At 41.6% G+C, this 19,279-nt stretch carries 20 protein-coding genes; 4 read left to right on the top strand and 16 right to left on the bottom strand.

Going from position 1 to position 19,279, the window contains the following annotated elements; genetic code table 11:
* Nucleotides 1-32: 32 nt before the first annotated feature.
* The 5 genes from dnaJ to K8Q91_01830 form a co-directional block, all read right to left on the bottom strand.
* On the bottom strand, nucleotides 33-1,106 hold the full coding sequence (dnaJ, locus tag K8Q91_01850) for a molecular chaperone DnaJ (GenBank protein MCE9628717.1): 1,074 nt from the start codon (nucleotides 1,104-1,106) through the stop codon (nucleotides 33-35).
* A gap of 10 nt (nucleotides 1,107-1,116) precedes the next feature.
* Complete coding sequence (dnaK, locus tag K8Q91_01845; protein ID MCE9628716.1) at nucleotides 1,117-3,030, bottom strand: molecular chaperone DnaK; 1,914 nt, start codon at nucleotides 3,028-3,030, stop codon at nucleotides 1,117-1,119.
* A gap of 42 nt (nucleotides 3,031-3,072) precedes the next feature.
* Entirely contained in the window at nucleotides 3,073-3,651 is a 579-nt protein-coding gene (locus K8Q91_01840) for a nucleotide exchange factor GrpE (protein ID MCE9628715.1), read from the bottom strand.
* A gap of 58 nt (nucleotides 3,652-3,709) precedes the next feature.
* Nucleotides 3,710-4,225: a hypothetical protein gene (locus tag K8Q91_01835; GenBank protein MCE9628714.1), complete on the bottom strand. Its 516-nt coding sequence runs from the start codon at nucleotides 4,223-4,225 to the stop codon at nucleotides 3,710-3,712.
* A gap of 273 nt (nucleotides 4,226-4,498) precedes the next feature.
* The gene (locus K8Q91_01830) at nucleotides 4,499-5,581 is read right to left on the bottom strand and encodes a tyrosine-type recombinase/integrase (GenBank protein ID MCE9628713.1); all 1,083 of its coding nucleotides are present in this window, start codon (nucleotides 5,579-5,581) and stop codon (nucleotides 4,499-4,501) included.
* Nucleotides 5,582-6,241: 660 nt separating this feature from the next.
* Here K8Q91_01830 and K8Q91_01825 point away from each other — a divergent pair.
* The 4 genes from K8Q91_01825 (at nucleotide 6,242) to K8Q91_01810 (ending at nucleotide 9,169) form a co-directional block, all read left to right on the top strand.
* Nucleotides 6,242-6,592 (top strand): hypothetical protein, encoded by a 351-nt coding sequence (locus K8Q91_01825; GenBank protein MCE9628712.1) that lies wholly within the window; start codon nucleotides 6,242-6,244, stop codon nucleotides 6,590-6,592.
* Nucleotides 6,593-6,745: 153 nt separating this feature from the next.
* Complete coding sequence (locus K8Q91_01820) at nucleotides 6,746-7,603, top strand: ParB/RepB/Spo0J family partition protein (protein MCE9628711.1); 858 nt, start codon at nucleotides 6,746-6,748, stop codon at nucleotides 7,601-7,603.
* A gap of 2 nt (nucleotides 7,604-7,605) precedes the next feature.
* Nucleotides 7,606-8,952 (top strand): recombinase family protein, encoded by a 1,347-nt coding sequence (locus tag K8Q91_01815; protein ID MCE9628710.1) that lies wholly within the window; start codon nucleotides 7,606-7,608, stop codon nucleotides 8,950-8,952.
* A 1-nt stretch (nucleotide 8,953) separates the two neighbouring features.
* A complete protein-coding gene (locus tag K8Q91_01810; GenBank protein ID MCE9628709.1) occupies nucleotides 8,954-9,169 on the top strand; it encodes a hypothetical protein in 216 nt (71 codons plus the stop codon).
* Nucleotides 9,170-9,205: 36 nt separating this feature from the next.
* Here K8Q91_01810 and K8Q91_01805 read toward each other — a convergent pair whose 3' ends face one another.
* From K8Q91_01805 to K8Q91_01755, 11 genes are all read right to left on the bottom strand, one after another.
* Entirely contained in the window at nucleotides 9,206-10,363 is a 1,158-nt protein-coding gene (locus K8Q91_01805; protein MCE9628708.1) for a hypothetical protein, read from the bottom strand.
* A 138-nt stretch (nucleotides 10,364-10,501) separates the two neighbouring features.
* Complete coding sequence (locus K8Q91_01800) at nucleotides 10,502-11,092, bottom strand: UbiA family prenyltransferase (protein ID MCE9628707.1); 591 nt, start codon at nucleotides 11,090-11,092, stop codon at nucleotides 10,502-10,504.
* A 440-nt stretch (nucleotides 11,093-11,532) separates the two neighbouring features.
* Nucleotides 11,533-11,967: an EamA family transporter gene (locus K8Q91_01795; protein ID MCE9628706.1), complete on the bottom strand. Its 435-nt coding sequence runs from the start codon at nucleotides 11,965-11,967 to the stop codon at nucleotides 11,533-11,535.
* Between the two features lie 5 nt (nucleotides 11,968-11,972).
* On the bottom strand, nucleotides 11,973-12,356 hold the full coding sequence (locus K8Q91_01790; protein ID MCE9628705.1) for a hypothetical protein: 384 nt from the start codon (nucleotides 12,354-12,356) through the stop codon (nucleotides 11,973-11,975).
* A gap of 29 nt (nucleotides 12,357-12,385) precedes the next feature.
* The gene (locus K8Q91_01785; protein MCE9628704.1) at nucleotides 12,386-12,814 is read right to left on the bottom strand and encodes a hypothetical protein; all 429 of its coding nucleotides are present in this window, start codon (nucleotides 12,812-12,814) and stop codon (nucleotides 12,386-12,388) included.
* A gap of 3 nt (nucleotides 12,815-12,817) precedes the next feature.
* A complete protein-coding gene (locus K8Q91_01780) occupies nucleotides 12,818-13,375 on the bottom strand; it encodes an NUDIX domain-containing protein (protein ID MCE9628703.1) in 558 nt (185 codons plus the stop codon).
* Nucleotides 13,376-13,380: 5 nt separating this feature from the next.
* Entirely contained in the window at nucleotides 13,381-15,054 is a 1,674-nt protein-coding gene (locus tag K8Q91_01775; protein MCE9628702.1) for an ATP-binding protein, read from the bottom strand.
* Entirely contained in the window at nucleotides 15,041-16,111 is a 1,071-nt protein-coding gene (locus K8Q91_01770; GenBank protein ID MCE9628701.1) for a DNA cytosine methyltransferase, read from the bottom strand. The genes K8Q91_01775 and K8Q91_01770 overlap by 14 nt, the downstream gene beginning before the upstream one ends.
* A gap of 54 nt (nucleotides 16,112-16,165) precedes the next feature.
* Complete coding sequence (locus K8Q91_01765) at nucleotides 16,166-17,269, bottom strand: HpaII family restriction endonuclease (protein ID MCE9628700.1); 1,104 nt, start codon at nucleotides 17,267-17,269, stop codon at nucleotides 16,166-16,168.
* On the bottom strand, nucleotides 17,256-18,143 hold the full coding sequence (locus tag K8Q91_01760; GenBank protein ID MCE9628699.1) for a DNA cytosine methyltransferase: 888 nt from the start codon (nucleotides 18,141-18,143) through the stop codon (nucleotides 17,256-17,258). The genes K8Q91_01765 and K8Q91_01760 overlap by 14 nt, the downstream gene beginning before the upstream one ends.
* Nucleotides 18,143-19,207, bottom strand: a complete 1,065-nt coding sequence (locus K8Q91_01755; GenBank protein ID MCE9628698.1) for a Fic family protein — start codon at nucleotides 19,205-19,207, stop codon at nucleotides 18,143-18,145. Before K8Q91_01755 ends, K8Q91_01760 begins: the two co-directional genes overlap by 1 nt.
* Nucleotides 19,208-19,279 lie beyond the last annotated feature (72 nt).

Raw genomic sequence — 19,279 nt, 5'->3', positions numbered from 1 at the left:
ATAGATTATATATGTTTACTGTCTAGGCATACCTAAATCCCCTCTTCTTTCAGTTTTTCGACCAGGTTTTTGGCGTTTTTGGAGAGTTTGGTTGGGGTTTTTATAATTATAGTCACCAACAAATCACCTCGTCTATTACCGACAGGCACCCCTTTGTTTTTGACGCGTAAAATTTCGCCACTGGAAATACCTTCTGGGATTTTGATAGAAACATCCCCGTCTAAAGTTTTGATATTATAACTGGCACCCAACAAACTATCAGTCAGCTTAATTTCTAAATGCATGGTCAGGTTGTGACCATCGCGCTGGAATGTTTTGTCGGCTTGAATGTGAACTTTGATATAAAGATCACCGGCCTGGCCGTTGCTGATAGCTTCGCCTTGGCCAGTCATGCGGATCATTTGACCCACCTCAATGCCGGCGGGAATATTGACCTCGATTTCTTCATTGTGTTTGTTGACGCCTTGGCCACCACAAGTCTTACAAGCTTTTTCGGGGATTTGGCCTTTGCCATGACACTTATCACAAGTGACGACTGTGTTGAAAGAACCCATGATCGAACGTCTGGTTTCTTGGATTTTGCCTTTGCCCTGACATTTATCACAGGTTTTGGTTTTGCTACCTGGTTCGGCACCAGAACCCTGACAGGTCTGACACTTACCAACTTTATTGATCGTTATTTTGCGGCTGGTACCAAAAATAGATTCAGCAAAGGTGATTTGTGTGTCGACAGAAATATCACGGCCACGCTTGGCTCTAGCGCCACCACCAAAAATGTCACCGAAGATATCGCCGAGGTCGAATTCAAAACCACCCTGACCTTGGCCACCACCGAAACCAGAGAAATCAAAATCCCAGCCCTGCTGACCAGGGTTGAATCCGCCACCACCTCCACCCATAGGGCCATTAGCCCCAAAACGGTCGTATTGGGCTCTTTTAGAGTCATCTGAGAGGATTTGGTAGGCTTCGCTCGCCTCTTTGAATTTAGCCTCATCACCGCCTTTATCCGGGTGATGTTTGTGAGCTAACTTATGGAAGGCCTTTTTGATTTCTTCCTTGGAGGCTGTCTTCGGCACCCCTAAGGTTTCGTAATAATCTTTGGCCATAGGTTAAGTTTTAAGCAGTTGGTTGGTCTGGGTTAGAGTCACCAGTTTCCGCGTCGCGAATATTTGGATCAGTAGCTTCTGGGTTTGGAGTAGCGCCTGCTTCAGAGCCGGCGGCTTTACTCATCGCTTCACCGATTTTAGACATTTCGGTTGATAGATCACCGGTCGCTTTGGTGATAGCTTCTTTGTCAGCGCCTTCTTTGACTGCTTTCAAAGCCGCTACTTTATCTTCCACGCCTTTCTTCACATCGTCAGTGATCTTGCCCTCAGCATCTTTCAAGGCTTTCTCAGCGGTATAGATCATTTGATCGGCCATGTTCTTAGCTTCCACCGCTTCTTTTTTAGCCTTGTCTTCGTCAGCGTGAATTTCGGCTTCCTTTTTCATCTTTTCAATATCTTCTTTGGACAGACTTGATTGCGCTTCGATCCGGATTGATTGTTCCTTGCCACTCGTTTTATCCTTGGCCTTCACTGACAAGATACCGTTGGCATCTATATCAAAAGTGACTTCCACTTGTGGCATGCCGCGAGGAGCTGGTGGAATACCATCTAAGATAAAGCGACCAAGTGTTTTGTTGTCGGCGGACATTTCTCGTTCACCTTGCACCACGTGAATCTCCACACTAGTTTGATTGTCGGCGGCAGTTGAGAAAGTCTGACTGCGAGAAGTTGGAATAGTGGTGTTACGTTCGATGATCTTAGTAGCGATACCACCCATAGTCTCAATACCAACAGACAGTGGTGTGACATCAAGAAGTAGGACATCTTTAACGTCACCTTGGAAAATACCCGCTTGCACAGCGGCACCAATAGCGACCACTTCATCTGGGTTGATAGATCGGTTTGGTTCTTTACCGAAAAACTTTTTAACCGCTTCTTGGATAGCTGGCATACGAGTTTGACCACCGACGAGAATGATTTCATTGATGTCTCCCACTTTTAGGCCAGAGGCTTCGACAGCACGCTTGGTAATCTCGATTGAGCGGGCAATATATTCATCAGCTAATTCTTCGAGCTTAGAGCGAGTCATGGTCTCTAACAAGTGCACTGGGCCAGAGGCGTCAGAACTAATGAAAGGAATATTGATTTCACTTTGAGCGGCGGTAGAAAGTTCGTGCTTCGCTTTTTCGGCGGCTTCCTTCAAACGTTGAAGAGCTAATTCATCTTTGGTGACATCGATACCAGTTTTGCTTTTGAAAGTATCAGCTAGCCATTTGATGATTTTTTGGTCGATATCTTCACCGCCCATGTGGGAGTCACCATCGGTTGATTTCACTTCGATGCTTTGTTCGTCACTACCACCACTGATTTCGAGCACGGACACATCAAAAGTACCACCACCGAAGTCGTAGACCGCGATCTTTTCATTTTTCTTTTTATCTAAACCGTAAGCGAGCGCAGCGGCGGTTGGTTCGTTGATAATACGACGAACTTTAAAACCAGCGATTTCACCAGCATCTTTAGTAGCCTTTCGTTGAGAGTCGTCAAAGTAAGCTGGGACAGTGATCACCACTTCCTCAATCTTTTCACCTAAGTGAGCCTCAGCATCACGCTTGAGCTTACTGAGAATCATAGCGGAGACTTCTTCAGGACGATTGTGCTTGTCGCCCATAGTTACTTTGACTCCACCATCTTCAGATTTTTCGATCACGTAAGGCACCAACCCTTTATCTTTCTGAACGTTAGGATCTTCAAATTTGTGACCCATCAAGCGTTTGATACCAGAGACAGTGTTTTTAGGGTTAGTGATAGCCTGACGTTTAGCCAACATACCAACTAGTCGTTCACCAGTTTTGGAAACCGCGACGATAGATGGAGTAGTCCGAGCGCCTTCACTGTTTTCAATAATTTTTGGTTGACCGCCCTCGATATAAGCCATTGCGGAGTTGGTTGTACCCAAATCAATACCTAGAATTTTTGCCATAAAAATATTTGATGAATTAGTTGATTATAATGATTGACCTTTTTATTTTAATTCGCCTGTTTTCACTTGAGCGGGGCGAATCAATTTCCCTTGTAGTATATAACCTTTTTTAACGACTTCAAGTATTTTTCCGTCCTCACTCTCTTTATCTGTTGCCGTCAGACCGATCGATTCGTGACGTTGTGGATCAAAATCAGAACCAAGGGGTGGAACGACCGGCTCCAGTCCATTATCTTTTAAAATACCTGATAGCTGGCTGTAAATATATTCAATCCCCTTGCGCCAATTTTCGGGCGCTTGTTCCCAGACCGCTTTATTGGCAAAAGCCATATCAAAACTGTCGACTAGTGGTAACAAATCTACCAACAAACTTTCCTTAGCATACTTAATTATATCTGTTCGGTTTTTATCCTCAGTATTTTGGAGGTTGATATAGTCCGCCTTCGCTCGTTGCCAGCCAGAGAGATATTCAATTTTCTCGGAGTTAGCTTGTTTTAGGTCAGCTCGCAACTTTTTAATTTTAGCTTGAGCATTTTCTTCTAATCCTTCATCGTCAGTTGATGAAAACTCTACTTCTTCTACATCTAGATTGTCATCGTTGTGATTAATGTTGTCAGTCATAGAAAAATAGTTTACTGATTAAAGTTTTGAACTAAATAGAAACTAAATTTTAAAACAATTAACCGCGAGCCCCAATAGGAAGAACCTCAAATGAATCCATTACCCACTTACCTTCAGAGTTGGTGATCGGTAAATCTTTTTTGTAGTCAAAAGACATCACCCCGTCATCAGAGTTTACTACCGCGTAATAAGTTTGACCAGCAACAGTTCTAACAAAAATTTGAACTGGAACATTAGCGTAGTCACCAGCTGTTAAATATTGAGCTCCGATAATACTACCAGGCTCGCCTTCGTTGTCTGAATAAATAGCAATCCAACTGCCTTTAGTGATAACTACTTTTTCGATATTGATTAAGTCACTAGGAGTTTGATTGGATGTGCTGATGGAGTTTGTTAAAACAGAATCAACACTAGTTGTAGCGGTTGACCCCGCTTTTAAATCTTTTTGACTAGGAGCGAAAGCTTCCTTACCAAAGAAAAAATAACCAACAGCAATTACTAAAATTATAGCTAAAATAGTGGTAATGGTCTTACCTTTGTTCTCTTCAGAGAAGAATGATTTTATTGTATCCATAAGCATTATCATAGCTCTTTTTTAGGAGTAAGGCAAGACCTTTTAAAGCAACAAAAAACCTCCCGAATGGGGAGGTTTTTTGTTGCTTTTGATGTCTAACGCTTACTCCATTGAGGTGTCTGGCGCGCTCTTTTCCGTACGATCGGAATTTAGATTATTGAAATGAATACGGACTCACCCGAGTTCTATTTTGTGAATCCGTATACTTACTTGTGAAAAAACTTTGTAACAATAAAAGTATACTTGATCAGTGGCCAGTACGTCAATTATGCGCTAGACGTGTGCGGGTCTTAGAGAAGCCTCCTGCTCCTTCACGTGGGCTAATAAATCGGGTGAGATTTCATCATTACGGAGAGTCATCCAGCGTCCCTGATTCTCTGTCATTCGTACTTGTACTCTGCCTCCGGTTTCTCGGCATCGGCTGGCAAGTTCATCAACGGAGAATCGAGACAAAATATAGTGATGAATTAATTGGGCTCGTTTCTTGTTTACCCTGATGTAATGCTTCACTGTTGTTCTCTCCGATTCGTGATCCATTATAGTTTGGACCGACTTTATATCGGCGCCATTCTCTATAAGATATGTTGCGAGTGTTCTTCTGAACGTGTGACTTTTGAGTTTTGCTGCAATGTCTGGATAACCAGTATCTCGCAACTTTCTCTTGAGTCTTTCAAAGTAGCTTCTTGCTGTCGCCATTATGAGACGTTCACCACAAGAATTTACGAACATGGCATCATTTGTGTCATTACGTCTTCCATAATATTCTTCAAGCTTTTTGATCGCTCGCTCTGAGAACGAAACTTCGCAAGTCTTCCCTCCTTTTCTAAGAACCATCAATCTTCCGCTTTCTTTAATGCTGTTGAGATCAATTCTATTTAATCTCAAGGCTTCGTGAATACGCAGACCGGTGCCGAATAGTGTCTCGAAGAATGCCTGCATCGTCCATGCCATTCTTCGGCCGTGGACACTTCCCGCTTCCATAGTTTCCATGACATGGAACAATGTCGCTAATTCATGATCTTCGAATACCGGCTGTTCTTTCTGTCTTACTACGGGGACCCTTATATCTCTCCAATCAAACGGCATTTTCATACCGAGATGGGACTGCATAAAGTCAAAGTATCTTCGTAATGTGACAACCATCCTTGTGGCTCCATGTTCGCCATGCGTTCGGCCGACTTCCTTCAGAATGTCTATGTCCGCACGGCTTACATTCGACAACCACTTCCTTCGCAAGCTCTCTGGGAAATACTCGTAGAGAAACTTCCTGTGTTCCGCTATAGTTTTCGCCTTTCTCCCTTCCTTCTCGAGGTGTAAGAGGTAATCCTCGTACTTATCCTCAAATCGTGTAAACATACAATTTGTTTAGATAACACAAAGCCCAGTATATTAACCCTGGGCTTGTGCGACGCTTTTTCCACCCACCTATTACTAGCTGGGCAACCTCCGATTGCTCAAAGGAGAAAGCTTGAAACAGATACTATAACAACCTCGAAGGCAATGCTAGGCCTTGGATGATGTGGTTATAAAATCTGAAAATCGTCAACACTTGGGTTAATATATGCCCTTTCGAGGGGCAGGTTCCCGTAGGAACACCAAGGCTCATTAGACTATTAATTAATTCGAAGCTTTTTGGGTGGCTTCTTAATGCAAATACTAGCGCCGCTGGTTTTGATCGTCAATGAATTTTACATGCCTTTTCATCCACAATTAATACACAGATTTATGCACCATTTATTTCTTGCATACCAGACATTTTTAGTATATGTGGCCTAGTTTTTTGTTTTATGACATAAAAATCGAAGGCCTTCAAATGAGTAAAAGTTTCTGTTATAATGCACTCACAACTGAATATAAAGTAGCCTAAACTAGTGATATCACTGGCATGGCGAAAAAGTCCTGACGGACACAAAGAACCCATCATATGGGGTGTCCGTCAGGCCATACTGGGAAACTGGTATGAGGGGCTTCGGCCTCTACTCATGTGGTGGGCTTTTTGTGTATCATAGTCATTCCATGAAGAATCCAATTTACGAACCCCCAAAATTTAATACGAACAAAGCTCTCCTTTTCGGACACACACCTTTTGCAGTTTCGTTGAACGACTCAACTACGCTAGCAGATTCGAAAGATGAAGTAAAAAGAAAGATCAAAGACCAGATCATGGTTCTTGCTAATTCTTACGTCTCCTTAGCCACTTTTGTCACACCAGAGGAACTTGAAATCATAAATTCAGTCAAAGAAACCTTGAGTAATCCTGACTCTATAAATAAACAGGAGTATGAAAAGGCTCTCGGCATCTACAACAGGGTTCTGGCGGACATAGAAAATCTTAAAAACGAAGTTTCAAAAATAGATTTTATCTAGCAGAACATTTTCGAAAACATAATATCTGTAGCCATATATTTTCTGTAAATTCTTTACAGGAATACATACCTATGGTAGGGTGATCGAAATCGGGACATTTTGGGCGGTTCTCGGACATTTTGGGACGCCATGGAAATACTTCCCCTTTTATATATGGATACACACAAAACCTTATTCAAAGAGCTCCCTTTGGAGCACATAGAGCCTGATAGTAATCAGCCTAGAAAATTAGAGTATGCAACTCCTCGAGATAAGGAGAAGCTTATGAACTCTATTAAGCAATTTGGGCTGGAAGAGCCGTTAATGGTTATGGAGATTGAGGATGGTCGATATTTAATTATTGACGGTCATCGCAGATATGATTGTTTAAAGGATCTCGGATTCAAAAGTGTAATGTGCCAAATTTATCCAAATCTTGATGAAGGAGAACTCCATTTAAGACGATATGAGAAGCAAAACAATCGACGAGCATGGAAGCCTCAGGAAAAATCAAACGCATTGCATAGTATTAAGACAAGTCTGAATTTAAAAACCATAAAACAGCTTGCTGAACTAATAAGTATGTCAGCAACTGTGGTATCAAATTCCCTACAGCTGAGAGAGCAGAAATTGGAATATCTTCAAGTAATGGAAAAGTATGAGCTTACTGAGGCATACCGCTTAGAGTTCGTAAGATTACGTCCAAAGCTTCGCAGGGTTAAGCAGTATGAGGTACACGATATTATTAAAATTATCTTTGAGAAGGTAAGGCATAAAGTTATACGAAGTTCAAAAGATTTTCGAAAGATCGCCAAAATTTTTGCAAGAGCAGCTGCAAATGAAAAAGAGATCATCGAGTTTCTTTCTGATCCTGACACAACGGTTGCTGCTTTAGATATAAAAACAATTCAGTCAGGCTTTTCTCTTCATATCGAGCAGCTTATTCAAGAAATCAGCGCAAAAAGAAAGAATGGTACGCCATTCAGTTCAAAAGAAGAAACCCAATTACGTGAGCTCAAGAAGCTTTTATAAGTATGAAATTCCTTAATCCCAATTCAACAAAAAAAGCTGTTGCCTACTATCGACACTCTGCTGAAGACAAACAAGAGAATTCGGTTCCTATTCAACGTGAACATGCCCAACTCTTTGCCGCAAAATTTAACATCCAAATAATTCACGAAGAATCAGACGAAGGAGTTAGTGGACTTACTGCCAATCGTCCAGGTTTCCAAAGTCTTTTAAATAATTGGGTATTGAATCCTGACGCTCCACATTTCGACTTCATTTTAGTATATGACGTATCTCGCTGGGGTAGATTCCAAAACCAGAACGAAGCAGCTCACTATGAGCATCAATGTGAACAGAACGATAAGAAAGTAATCTATATCTCCAGAGGTTTTCCTAGAGAGGGTCAGGAGATGACGGAAAGTATCATTACTCCGATGGAGCGTTGGATGGCAGCTCAGTACTCTCGCCAACTTAGTGAAAAAGTTTGGTATGGCTGTATTAGAGTCTCAAAGGATGGATATTCAGCAGGTGGTACGGCAAGCTACGGCATGGCGCGATTACTTTTGGATGAAATGAAAAAGCCTATTGGAATATTGAAAAAAGGCCAACACAAACTTATTTCTAACCAACGTGTCACCTTTACTCCGCTCAATGACGAGACGACTCAAACAGTAAAAGATATCTTTCAACTATTTTTAAGAGAATGGAAAACACCTCAAGACATCGCAGAAATTTTAAATGAAAGAGGTATCCTCTCTGCAAATGGTAAGCAATGGTCGAGAGACAAAGTTTTACGAATTCTAGGAAATGAAGTTTATACTGGCTCTCGAGTTTATAATAAGACATGGAGTAGGCTTAAACAGAAGCAGGTTGAAAATCCAAGAAGTGAATGGGTCATTACTCCCAACGCCTTCCCTGCTGTAGTAGATCCTAAGATGTTCTGGGAAGCACAGGAACGTCTCTATTGGCTGATGCCATCACGATGGAAGAAAGGAATCTGCTCAATAAACAAAGCAAAAAGACTAGTTGAACAAGAAATTAAAGAGTTATTTACTGAGAAGGGCTTGTCAGAGGATGATATTGAAAAAGAAATAAAGAAGATTCCAATTACCTACAGCGTAAGCTTCCAGCAGGAAAATGTACCCTACCGATGCTTCGTAGTTAAAGAGGAAATGAGAAATTATAAAGACGTATTTGCAGTAAGTATCGCTTTAAACAAAGCAGAACCCATCGACCGTATTTTTCTAATACCGAGTGATGAATTCAATGGCAGTAATTTTATGGTTTTCTCCGAGGCAGATGAGGGCTTTGTAAAATATCAAATAGACAATAACAAAGTTCACGAAAATATATTATCTTTAATTCATAAGTAAGATGAACAAACCAAATCCTAGTTTGATCAAAAAATATACTTCGCACAAAAAAGAGTTAAAGTTTTTGCCTCGCTATTTTGAAATTTTTGAATTTAGGAATGGTTTAACTGATGGGAACTTTCATACCCAAGAAGAAACCGGCCGTAAGTTTAAAATCAGCGCTACACGAGTCTATCAAATAACTGCAAGGGTTGAGTACGAAGTAGAAAAAATATAAAAATAGGGACCAACGGTTTGAACGTTGGTCCCTGTACTAGCATTCCATCACCTTTCCGTCAAAATCGACCGGAATGAATCGCTGTTCTCGCAATAAGAAGGCCACAACCTTTTTCGAGTCCTCCTCGTTGACGCCATGCTCTTTATACAAACGCACGATAGGAGTGGTGAAGCCGTCGATCTCCGAAAAGATCAGTCCAGCCATTATGCGCCACTTGACCCGATACTCGGCATCTTCGTCGTGGTTCTCGGACCCGTTCCTTCCCTTCTTGAGCTCCTCGATTACTTCAATGCGACGAGCCAGCATATCCTTCGCCATGTGATGCTCGCCGAAGCGATGCGTCACATAGGTTTCCAGAGTCACTGGATCAATGGCGATGCCGTTTACATTCTCGCCACATGATGCGCGAGTCACATAAACGCCCCCACCTTCAGCTGGCATGTGGCCTCTTGCTCGATCCAAAGAGTGATCGAATTCCTTCCGCTCATCATCACTCATCGCCTTGATCTTCTCTACTTCCTTTTGATACACCGAAGGCTCTGCGGTGACAAACACTCGAGTCTTTCTCTCAATCGTGTCGTCAAACTCGGCCTTTAGGCAAATCGAGGGAAGCAGTTTGAGTCGTAGCGCCTCGGCAACGATTTGATGGTTACGATCGGGAGTACCGAGCATTCCATCGTCTTCATCATCAAGGTAGTGCTTTCGATAAGCGTTTTCCAGTTGAGCCATAAGGATCACCTGATCCTCTGTCGTCTGTGCGCCGAGCCAATTAAGGCCAGGCTTCCAGACGCTGATCAGGTTGTTGATCAGCTCCACTAGTTCGGGACTGCTGTGGTCGTGCGTGTAAACGAGCAGATCGTCTGGAAGTCCGTTGAACCTCTCCTCACCTCGCCAATCGGGAATTACCACGACAGGTAAAGTTTTGGAAACATCCAAACGAACCTTTTGAATCACTCTCGTGTGCTGATCATCATATTCTTGCTGCTTCACGATGACCGCGATCAGCTGACTACCTTTCGAGAGTTTTTGAACTCGCGCTAGGTCTTCCTCAAAATCACGATCGTAATCGTAAATGATGACTTCACACCCAAGATGCTGTCTCAGAAAAAAGCTGAGGGCATCACGGTAGTGATTATCATCACTCATTCCGCTATGACTACTTTCAATGTATGCAATGACAGGCTTTTGGGCCATATGGACACCCTCCTTTCGTGTTGTTGGTTAAAATTAACTGACTACTGTGCTGCGACAAAACATAACACGATTTTATCGTATTAGCAAGTAGAAAGAGAAAGGACTGGCAGAAACGCACCAGCGCTTCCTCTCCAGTCCTTAGTAATTGATTGCACACCCGACCATTAACGCCACTAGGAGCAGAGTCATGAGATGTTTCCAGCGTATTGCTGAATCCCTCCTGATCCTACTATTCATGACCAATGCGAGCGTTCGTTTCTTGCCACGATCGACCTCCATGTCCTCCACGTCCTTCATATACTCCCTTACGGTTATTATGAGAACGATAAGGACTGCCATGATCCACAATTCGAAAACCTTACTGCCTGCGAGCAAAGGAAATAAAATTGTTGCCCCGACGTTTATGCTGACAATTATATTCTTTGCCACAGGATTCCGCTGAGCTTTGTTGTAGGCTATAGATGTGATCCACATGCCCACGCACAGCATTCCGAAATGTGAATTACGTGACCAAACAACAAGACAGAGTCCGAGACTGATTACTGCAAACGCCACAGCATAGCGCAGAAACCATACTGGTTGACTGCTTGCTAAAAGTTTCCCCTTAGCAACATCAATTTCTCTGTCATGGTAATCGTTGATCAGCATTGCCATTGAGGTTATGAAAAACACCGCAACAACAACACTCCAGTCAATTGGCTGGTGGCCGTAGAGAAACCCCGAGATCACTAAAAGAGCTGTTAACGTCCCGCAAGGGGGACGCATTGCACTAATCCATTGCATGGTATCCTCCTTTTGTTTAAGTTAACTTTAATCTTAAATTACCATACTTTTACCTAAAAGCTATATAAAAGTAAGAGATAATCTTTTAAAAGAAAAACAAGAATTACAAAGATCAGGGTTCCAAACAGTGAGACTTTAGAATAATTATCCTGATGATTTTTTCCTCTCATGAGAAGATATGTCAGTTCATCTATGAAAAGGCCCCATCCTATTGCATATACCACGAGCCAATGTGTGAGAAGACCGACTATAATTCCCAAAATTCCGAACATGTAATGATGCGTTCTGAACTTCCCTATTGTTGGTGCAGGGATAGGATTAAGAAAAAGAAATAGACGTGTGATTATGATCGTAATGATAAATGCTAGAAAAAAATAATTACTCATTTATTTATTAAAAAAGTAGATTACTGCTATACCAATAAAAATAAGAGATGCCCCTATACCTGTAGGTAAAGTTAGTTGATTTTCCTTAAAAAGGAGATAGGAAAATAATGCAATGAAAATTGGGTACGAAATTTCGATAAGTCCCGATAAGGTTGCGTTTTTAGAACTGATAGAAAGACCGATGAAAACTTCTGCAACAATAAGTGTGACTACCCCACCACCCACAAGCCATAATACAGCCTCGGAAGAAACAATTGTATGAAGGTCTTTCTGTAGATTTCGAGTAAAATAGGAGACTAATCCCAGAGTTACAAAAGCAAAGAAGGAAGTGATCACTAGTGAGGTGAGAAAAGAGATATGTTTGTAGACCCGTTCATTTAGAACATAGGTTAATCCCCAAAAAAGCGAAGCTGCTAATGAATAAATAAGCCACATAAATATTAAGAAATATTACTTATATCCCCGTTTAAGATGATTGGATCAAAGGAGAGAAGTTCGTCACTGATATATTTCTGATCAGGCAGTGTATTTAATGCAAAAATCTTTTTACCTCTGTAATGAGCAAAACCCATCTCGAGAAATGTATTTGCCCCAATGTAATTTTTTGAATCTCCTTTTGTATAGTTTGCAACCAGAATAGCTTCTGATTTTTCGATTTTATCCATGTGGGTCGCTACAAGATTTTGTCCTTTCTTCGCTTCAACTCGTTTTGCTCCGTCTTCCTGCCAATAATCAAGATTTTCAATTGCAATTGGCATATAAACGGTATGACCAGCCGATTCCAACTCCTTCTGAAGTGTAATCATCTCATTATTAAATTTCATTGATCCGCAAATTGTAATTATCATATTGGTTATTTTATTTTTGTTAAATCTCCTTGTAGACAAACAGGGTCCATTGCCTTAATCTCATCAAGATATGGCAAGGTGAGCGGAATATCCATGAGCAAAAAAATTTTCTTATCAGTCACGTATGCCTGACCCATCTCAATCAAACAATTGCCACCTATATAGTTTTTAACTCCTTTCTTTTCAAGGTTTACGATAAGAACAGCGTCACTTTCCAAAATATGCTTATAATGGGTCTTGATGTAGTTGTTTGCCCGTTTGAAGTCGGCGCTCTCTCCTGGGACCGTAGTATCAGGAAATGCTCTCTTTTCGCCTCGGACGTGTGCTTCGTAATCAGGATGAATCCAACCATCGTGACCAATTCTGCAAAGCTCATCTTTGCACATGACCATTTCTTCAACAAAACTATTACTTCCTAATACGTAAATTTTCATAAATTATTTTAAATTTAATACCCTCTGACTTTCCTCAAAAAGATCGAGAAATTCTTTGGAGAGGATTGCGGGAATAAATTTAGACCTATCTTCTTCAGTTAATTTTGATAGAGAATCAATTGGCCATGCCTCAAACCCAATTGCCTTACCTGTCTCAATCTGTAAATCACTGATACCTCCCTCAAAGAGATATGCATATTGGGACCGGATTGTATTATTTGTGAGCCCTGTATCCTCATCAAAAGTTTTCTTGTGTATCTTTCTCACCAACTTCAATTTCGCTAAATCAAGAGTGACTCCAGTTTCTTCCCTACCTTCTTTTATTGCAGTATCATCATATGTCATACCAGGATCAACGTGTCCTCCAACTGTCGCATCTAGTTTGTCTGGATAAGTATCTTTGTCTTTTGCACGATGCTGGAAAATGATCTTTCGATCAGGGGTAATAAACCAGATGTGAATCTCTCTATGAAGCAACCCTTTTTGATGGATAACCTTCCGTGATTCAAGTCCGATTACCTCATCATTTTCATTTATAATTTCTAGCTGTTCTTCTTTCATATATTTTAATTACTTCCTGAAAGCAGAGTCTTTACTCGCCCTTTAATATTTTCATATACCGAAGACAACTTTGCTTTTGCTGCATCTGTCAAAATGGCAGTGTGCATCACTGCATTTCTCAAAGGTTTATACTCCTTGGCATCTTGTCTCATTGAGTTCGCGCTTCCAGGAGCGGGTGGCACATCAACCAAAAAGGTTAAGGTATCCATGCCAAGGTAGCTCAGGTCTTCACCATTTTCCATTATGTCGATGCTTATATTACCCTGCCTCTTATTTTCCGCCTCCCTGGTTTTCCATTCCGTTATTTGATCATTGGCGACCGATGTGAGAGCAATGCCTTGATCCTTAACATATTTCCTGATCAGATTTTCTCCTAAAAAACACTCGGCGTAGGAAGAAAAGTTATACTGAGCGTCGTCGGCCAAGCCGTTAACCCATCCATCAACTTTTTTCTTGTTGGCAGAATTAGTGGGCATGGTGTACTCATCCGAAACAGCGTTGTAAAGCTCTCGGGACTTCCTGTCCTTCTTTGGAATAGCGTCATTTTCAGAATCACCATCCTTCCTGTGCGCGATTCTCCACTTATCCCAGTCATCGATAACGGGACCAATCACTTTCTTTCGGAAAAGATCGAGAAATTCTTTGTAAGTAGGGTCGTCGGCAACTATTCCCTCTCTGCTGCTGGTAAAACGATCCGCGCCTTCATCAAGATCGTTATAATGAATTTGTCCGTAGAGATAGCTTTCAGCCACTCGAGAGGTCGGGATGTGCTTCAATATGTCTCTTTCACGTAATCTTCCGTTCACGAAAAGATCAATACCGATACGTTCCTCGGTCGTCATTATTTTCAGGTCTCTAGGGCGCTCGACGGAAGCGATGAATCCTTTGATATCTGGCTTATCGACACTGATAGTTCTTTGTTCATTATTTTCAGGAGTGAATCGATTCTCCAAACCCTTCACATAAGGATCATCATGGGCATTGATCCTCCAAAGAAACTCTGTTTTTTGAGCAAGGTCGTCAAGACATTCGTGAGTAATCTTCTCATCGTCTATAAAAATATTAAAAGAATTATCGAGCAGAGAAAATCTGAAATACAGAGCGATTATTTTCTTCAAAAACTCCAAACTGTTTTTTATACCGTCATTCAATCCTTCAAAATATATTAAGGTTCCCTGCTCATGTCCTTCAATGTGTTTTGCAAAAACTTCCTCGGACCATTCTCCGAGCGGATATTTGTCAGGAGTGAGGTCTTGCTTGATTGCGTTATCAAGACCCGAGTTATCAATGATACCTCCGACATATTTGCCTCCTTTTTGCTTTGATATGATCGTAATTTTCTTTGCGCATGAAAGGAGCGCCAGTTTCCCGATACCTTTTCTGCCTATATAAGGACGTTTTTTCGCTGACTTTGATCCCCCATCCTTCCTTTTTGAGTAACCGATCCTCAAAAACTTATTTTGAAAATCGTCTTTCGACATTCCTATACCGTCGTCTTTTATGAAAAAACTGCTGTTTTCTCGGTCTATGAAAATTTGGACATTTTCCGCATCAGCATCCCAGGCATTTGAAATCGCTTCGCCCAAAACTGTGGCAAAACTACGATAAAGGTTTCTTCCGAGGTGGTTTAGAACGCTTAGAGATATTTCGAAGGAGAATTGGTCATTAGTTTTTTTCATAGGATTTGAGGTGGCTCTTGATACTCTTGCCGATTACCGATCCGAGTCTTACTGGTACTGCATTGCCGATGAATTTTGCCACACGAGCTACGACGATCGGCTCGTTTGAAGGTACGAACTTGTAATTTTCTGGGAATGTTTGAAAAATAGCGGCTTCTCGAAGACTGATCGCTCTATCTTGCTTCGGATGCCCGAAACGTCCGTTTCCGAGACCAATACACTGTGTGGTCATAGTTGGTGCAGGCTCATCCCATCGCATTCGGCCATATACGGTGCTACTGTAGGTCTTTCCAGACTCTTTCTTGTGGCACTCTAGCATCAAATCGTCAGACCAGCTATCAGAATTACCTCCATTGTGAGGCGTAGCTTTTATGCGCTTTAGATTTATTGGAGCGAGTTTTCGAGTTCGATGCAGGGGGTCTTTTTTGCTAACATCGCCATCTTTTATTGGTTCAAGGTGACTGATAACATCTCGAACCGTCACACGTTTGTCTTTGTGAGTTCTTTTTATCAAGGATATCTCTCCAAATTTTGAAGCGAGAAGTACGAGTCTCTTTCTCTTTTGAGGCACTCCGAATTCCGACACATCGACAACCTCGTATTTATATTTATAGCCGTTATCGTCAAGAGTCTTGAGGAAGTTTGCGAATACGGGATATTTTTTCACGTCTGCGAGCCCGCTTACGTTTTCCATTGATACGATATCAGGCAGAGTCTCGGCAATAAGTTGGGCAAATTTACCCAGAGGTTCAAGTTGTTTTTGTGTGACCTCTTTGAGGTTTAATTTTGAAAATGGCTGACATGGAGCGCAACCCGCAAGCACTCTGATTGAATCCTTTTTGGGACCGAACAAACCGTTTACCTGCTCGGCGGTTACTTTGAGAATGTCTTTATCAATAAACTGGGTTTTGTTGTTGTATTCGTATCCGAATTTGCATGACGAATCGTTGTCGATTCCTGCCACCACATCCAACCCCTCCTTGATGAGTCCATGAGTCAAACCGCCGATACCGCAGAATAAATCTATAACTTTAATTGTTTTACGATTTGAACTCATTAGTATCATTATTATAAACTTTTTTTACGCTGTTGGCGACAGTTTGCCGAGTCGTTATTTGATGAATCTGATTTGCAAATTTAATTTCATCATCAGATTGTCGCCCTCTTTATAAATAGACCCGTATCCGTGGCGCGTGGTACTCGGCGTTTCCAATTTGGTGTTCTTATAGAGATAGTTCTGAAACTCGTCTCTGTTGTAGAGGTGATAGCAAACGATTTCTCCGTCTTCTTTTACTACAATGTATCCGCCGTGAGCTTTGGTGAATCCGTCCCATTCTTTCTTCGGAGTCATGCCCAGCGCCACCGATACCAAAAAATTCTTTATTTTGTATTCGTAATCGCCCCTGTCGAGGTTATACTTGGTTTTGAACTCGTCGTTTTCGAGAATTCCCGTCACCAATTCTTCCATGGTCGAACCCTTGCCCGAATAGTACGCTTTCATTATTTCCGCAATTATCTCGGGGAAAATCGTATCGATTTTGGACAAGTTTTTCTTGAATACCGGACTGTGCACTCCTTCGAATTTCACAATTCCTCCGTGTGTGGCGATATGCTTCATTCGATCTCTCATCTTCGACTTCCCTTCAATCGCGTTCACTTCCTCGATATTTCCTTTATATCCCTGAACTGAGAAAATGAGATTGGTTGCTCCCGAAGCGTTAAGGAGAGTCGAGGGCGATCCCAACATTGATTTGATGCTGAATCCCAACTCGGGTGTCGTCGGGGTTATTCTGTCGTGTATCATAAGCATCAAATCGGCTTTGCTACCGCTTGAAGCCTTGATTTGAGTGCAACCCAATTCTTCAATGAGACTGTCTGCCACCGATATTGAAAATGCAGCGGTCTTAGCTTCCTCTTTCATCTTTGAAAAAATGGCGGCTACCTCTTTTTTGATATTGTCGGATTTGGCGGTTCCGATTTTATCTCCTTTCTCGTTATAGATCGCTATTTCGTTTCCATCGGATTGTAGATCGTAAGTTATCTTTCCGTTCTTCGCTTCCTCTCTGATTATTTTGAGGACCGTAAAAAATTTATCGCTGAGTTTCTTCAAATTTTCATCCGCTGCAAAAATCTGCCTGTCGGCAAGTATTTTAATGAATGCGTAAAATTCGCTCCATTCGCCCTTATTACCCTTTATGGTTTTATGCTCGTTCATGTTCGTCCAATGTTTTTATTATTTGCTTGGCAACTGCGGTAATGGCTGGTACGACCACCGCATTCCCCAACTGCTTCATCGCCTGTATGTCGGTAACAGGAAAAATAAAGCTTTCAGGAAGTCCCATCATTCTTCGTCCTTCAACAGGAGAAAGTCTTCGGACTTTTCCGTCCACTATATAAGAGTCCCAATTTCTCCGATCTGTTATCTTGGAACCTCTCCCCCCGACACGCAAAGTAAATCCCACTTCTCTGGAACATTTCCCTCCCCAAATATCCGACATGGTTTTTGTCAGTTTTACGGGCTTCGGGAATTCAAAATTAATTTTTTTGTCCTTGAATCCAACCATGAACAATCTCGGTCTGAACTGTGGCACATTGAAGTCAGTGCCTTTGACAATTTTATAATAGAAAGAATACCCGAGGTCTTCCTCGATTATTTTCTTGATAGTTGCGAAAGTTTTACCATCATCGTGTTTGAATAGATGACTGACATTCTCAAGAAAGAAAGCTTTCGGTTGCTTTTCTTTTATGATTCTTGCAACATCGTGGAACAGAGTCCCTCGAGAGTCGGTAAATCCTTTCTTGAAACCCGCATGACTGAAAGGCTGACACGGGAATCCTCCCGTTAAAATTTCATGATCTGGAACTTTCTTTGCATCAACTTTGGTTATGTCGCCTGCGAAATTTCCAGATTCAAAAAGCTCTGGGTCTGTTTTTCTATGATTCGCTTCATAAGTTTTCCTAGCCTTCTCATCCCATTCGCTCGCAAATACACATTCACCCCCAGCTTTATTGAAAGCAATGTGAAAGCCTCCTATTCCTGCGAATAAGTCGATGAATCTATATTTGTTTTTAGTGGTTTTCTTTTTCATTATATTTTGACATAGCGAGTTCCTGGGCCTCGGCCAGTTCTTTTCACCTTTTCAAGTTCGACAAGGCGACCCAATGCTTTGCGTACTGTAGTTATTTCGATCCCTGCCGCCTTTGCGATATCACCTGGGCTAGTTTCTCCGTTGCCCGAGAGATACTTCCATACCTCGAGTTGCTTCGGTGACAAGGTATCTTCAAACTTTTCTTCTTGAAGATAAACAAGAGCCTTGGTTGCCTGTTCTTTTATGACCGCCAAGAAGAAATTAAGCCAAGGTGCGATAGTGTCATTTTCCTTGCCAAAAGTATCCTGGGACTTTTTGAGAGCAAGATAGTATTCGTCTTTTCGTCTCTCGACAATCTGCTCATGGGAGACATACTGCACGAACTGATAGCCTGATCGAAGAAGCAAAAGATTGGTGAGGACACGTGAAAGTCTCCCATTTCCGTCTTCAAATGGGTGAATTTTGAGAAAATCAACGAGGAAATTGGCAATTACTAGAAGCGGATGGTAGCGATTTTCTTCCAATGCCTCAAAAGTCCAATCAACAAGCTCTTTCATCTCTTTTGGAGCAAGCCAAGCTGGTGTTGTATCGAAAACAATTTTTGCAATCGTGCCATCTGCCCTCTGAACACCTACGATGTTCTCCTTTTGCTTGTATTTGCCACGATGAAGATCATCCTTACTCGAGTATTTGAGCAATTCTTTGTGCAATGACGAAATTACACCTTCTCTGAGCGGAAGATTTTCAAAACTATTGAAAACATTTTGAAGTGTTTCAAGATATCCCTGCACTTCTTGGTAATCTCTCTCAGCAAATTTTGAGTTAGCGAGTCCTTGCAAAACTTCTTCAACTTCTTTGTCATTAAGTTTGGAGCCTTCAATACGAGTAGAAGCTCCGGCAGATGTAACAAGCACCGATCTCTTGAGACTAGTGATTGCTTGTGGTGTCATTCTAAGACCCGATTTAAATTCTCCTCGAATACCATCGATCTCAGCCAAAAGACCCACGATATGAGGCTCGGGTGTTTGAATTCTTTTATTAAATTTTGCCTTTATTTCGTCCATAGGTATGTAATACTCAGTACGTATCACATTGTATCAGATAGTATTAGATAAGGCAACAACCACACCAATGTG

The organism is Candidatus Vogelbacteria bacterium (assembly GCA_021414225.1).
GTDB lineage: Bacteria > Patescibacteriota > Minisyncoccia > Phycocordibacterales > XYD1-FULL-46-19 > JAIOOX01.
Note: the sequence above shows the minus strand (reverse complement) of the source record. Positions and strands in the feature narration are given on the sequence as shown.

Coding starts and splice junctions, on each gene's coding strand:
- dnaJ (MCE9628717.1), bottom strand. CDS start 1,106: ATGGCCAAAGATTATTACGAAACCTTAGGGGTGCCGAAGACAGCCTCC.
- dnaK (MCE9628716.1), bottom strand. CDS start 3,030: ATGGCAAAAATTCTAGGTATTGATTTGGGTACAACCAACTCCGCAATG.
- K8Q91_01840 (MCE9628715.1), bottom strand. CDS start 3,651: ATGACTGACAACATTAATCACAACGATGACAATCTAGATGTAGAAGAA.
- K8Q91_01835 (MCE9628714.1), bottom strand. CDS start 4,225: ATGGATACAATAAAATCATTCTTCTCTGAAGAGAACAAAGGTAAGACC.
- K8Q91_01830 (MCE9628713.1), bottom strand. CDS start 5,581: ATGTTTACACGATTTGAGGATAAGTACGAGGATTACCTCTTACACCTC.
- K8Q91_01825 (MCE9628712.1), top strand. CDS start 6,242: ATGAAGAATCCAATTTACGAACCCCCAAAATTTAATACGAACAAAGCT.
- K8Q91_01820 (MCE9628711.1), top strand. CDS start 6,746: ATGGATACACACAAAACCTTATTCAAAGAGCTCCCTTTGGAGCACATA.
- K8Q91_01815 (MCE9628710.1), top strand. CDS start 7,606: ATGAAATTCCTTAATCCCAATTCAACAAAAAAAGCTGTTGCCTACTAT.
- K8Q91_01810 (MCE9628709.1), top strand. CDS start 8,954: ATGAACAAACCAAATCCTAGTTTGATCAAAAAATATACTTCGCACAAA.
- K8Q91_01805 (MCE9628708.1), bottom strand. CDS start 10,363: ATGGCCCAAAAGCCTGTCATTGCATACATTGAAAGTAGTCATAGCGGA.
- K8Q91_01795 (MCE9628706.1), bottom strand. CDS start 11,967: ATGTGGCTTATTTATTCATTAGCAGCTTCGCTTTTTTGGGGATTAACC.
- K8Q91_01790 (MCE9628705.1), bottom strand. CDS start 12,356: ATGAAATTTAATAATGAGATGATTACACTTCAGAAGGAGTTGGAATCG.
- K8Q91_01785 (MCE9628704.1), bottom strand. CDS start 12,814: ATGAAAATTTACGTATTAGGAAGTAATAGTTTTGTTGAAGAAATGGTC.
- K8Q91_01780 (MCE9628703.1), bottom strand. CDS start 13,375: ATGAAAGAAGAACAGCTAGAAATTATAAATGAAAATGATGAGGTAATC.
- K8Q91_01775 (MCE9628702.1), bottom strand. CDS start 15,054: ATGAAAAAAACTAATGACCAATTCTCCTTCGAAATATCTCTAAGCGTT.
- K8Q91_01770 (MCE9628701.1), bottom strand. CDS start 16,111: ATGAGTTCAAATCGTAAAACAATTAAAGTTATAGATTTATTCTGCGGT.
- K8Q91_01765 (MCE9628700.1), bottom strand. CDS start 17,269: ATGAACGAGCATAAAACCATAAAGGGTAATAAGGGCGAATGGAGCGAA.
- K8Q91_01760 (MCE9628699.1), bottom strand. CDS start 18,143: ATGAAAAAGAAAACCACTAAAAACAAATATAGATTCATCGACTTATTC.
- K8Q91_01755 (MCE9628698.1), bottom strand. CDS start 19,207: ATGGACGAAATAAAGGCAAAATTTAATAAAAGAATTCAAACACCCGAG.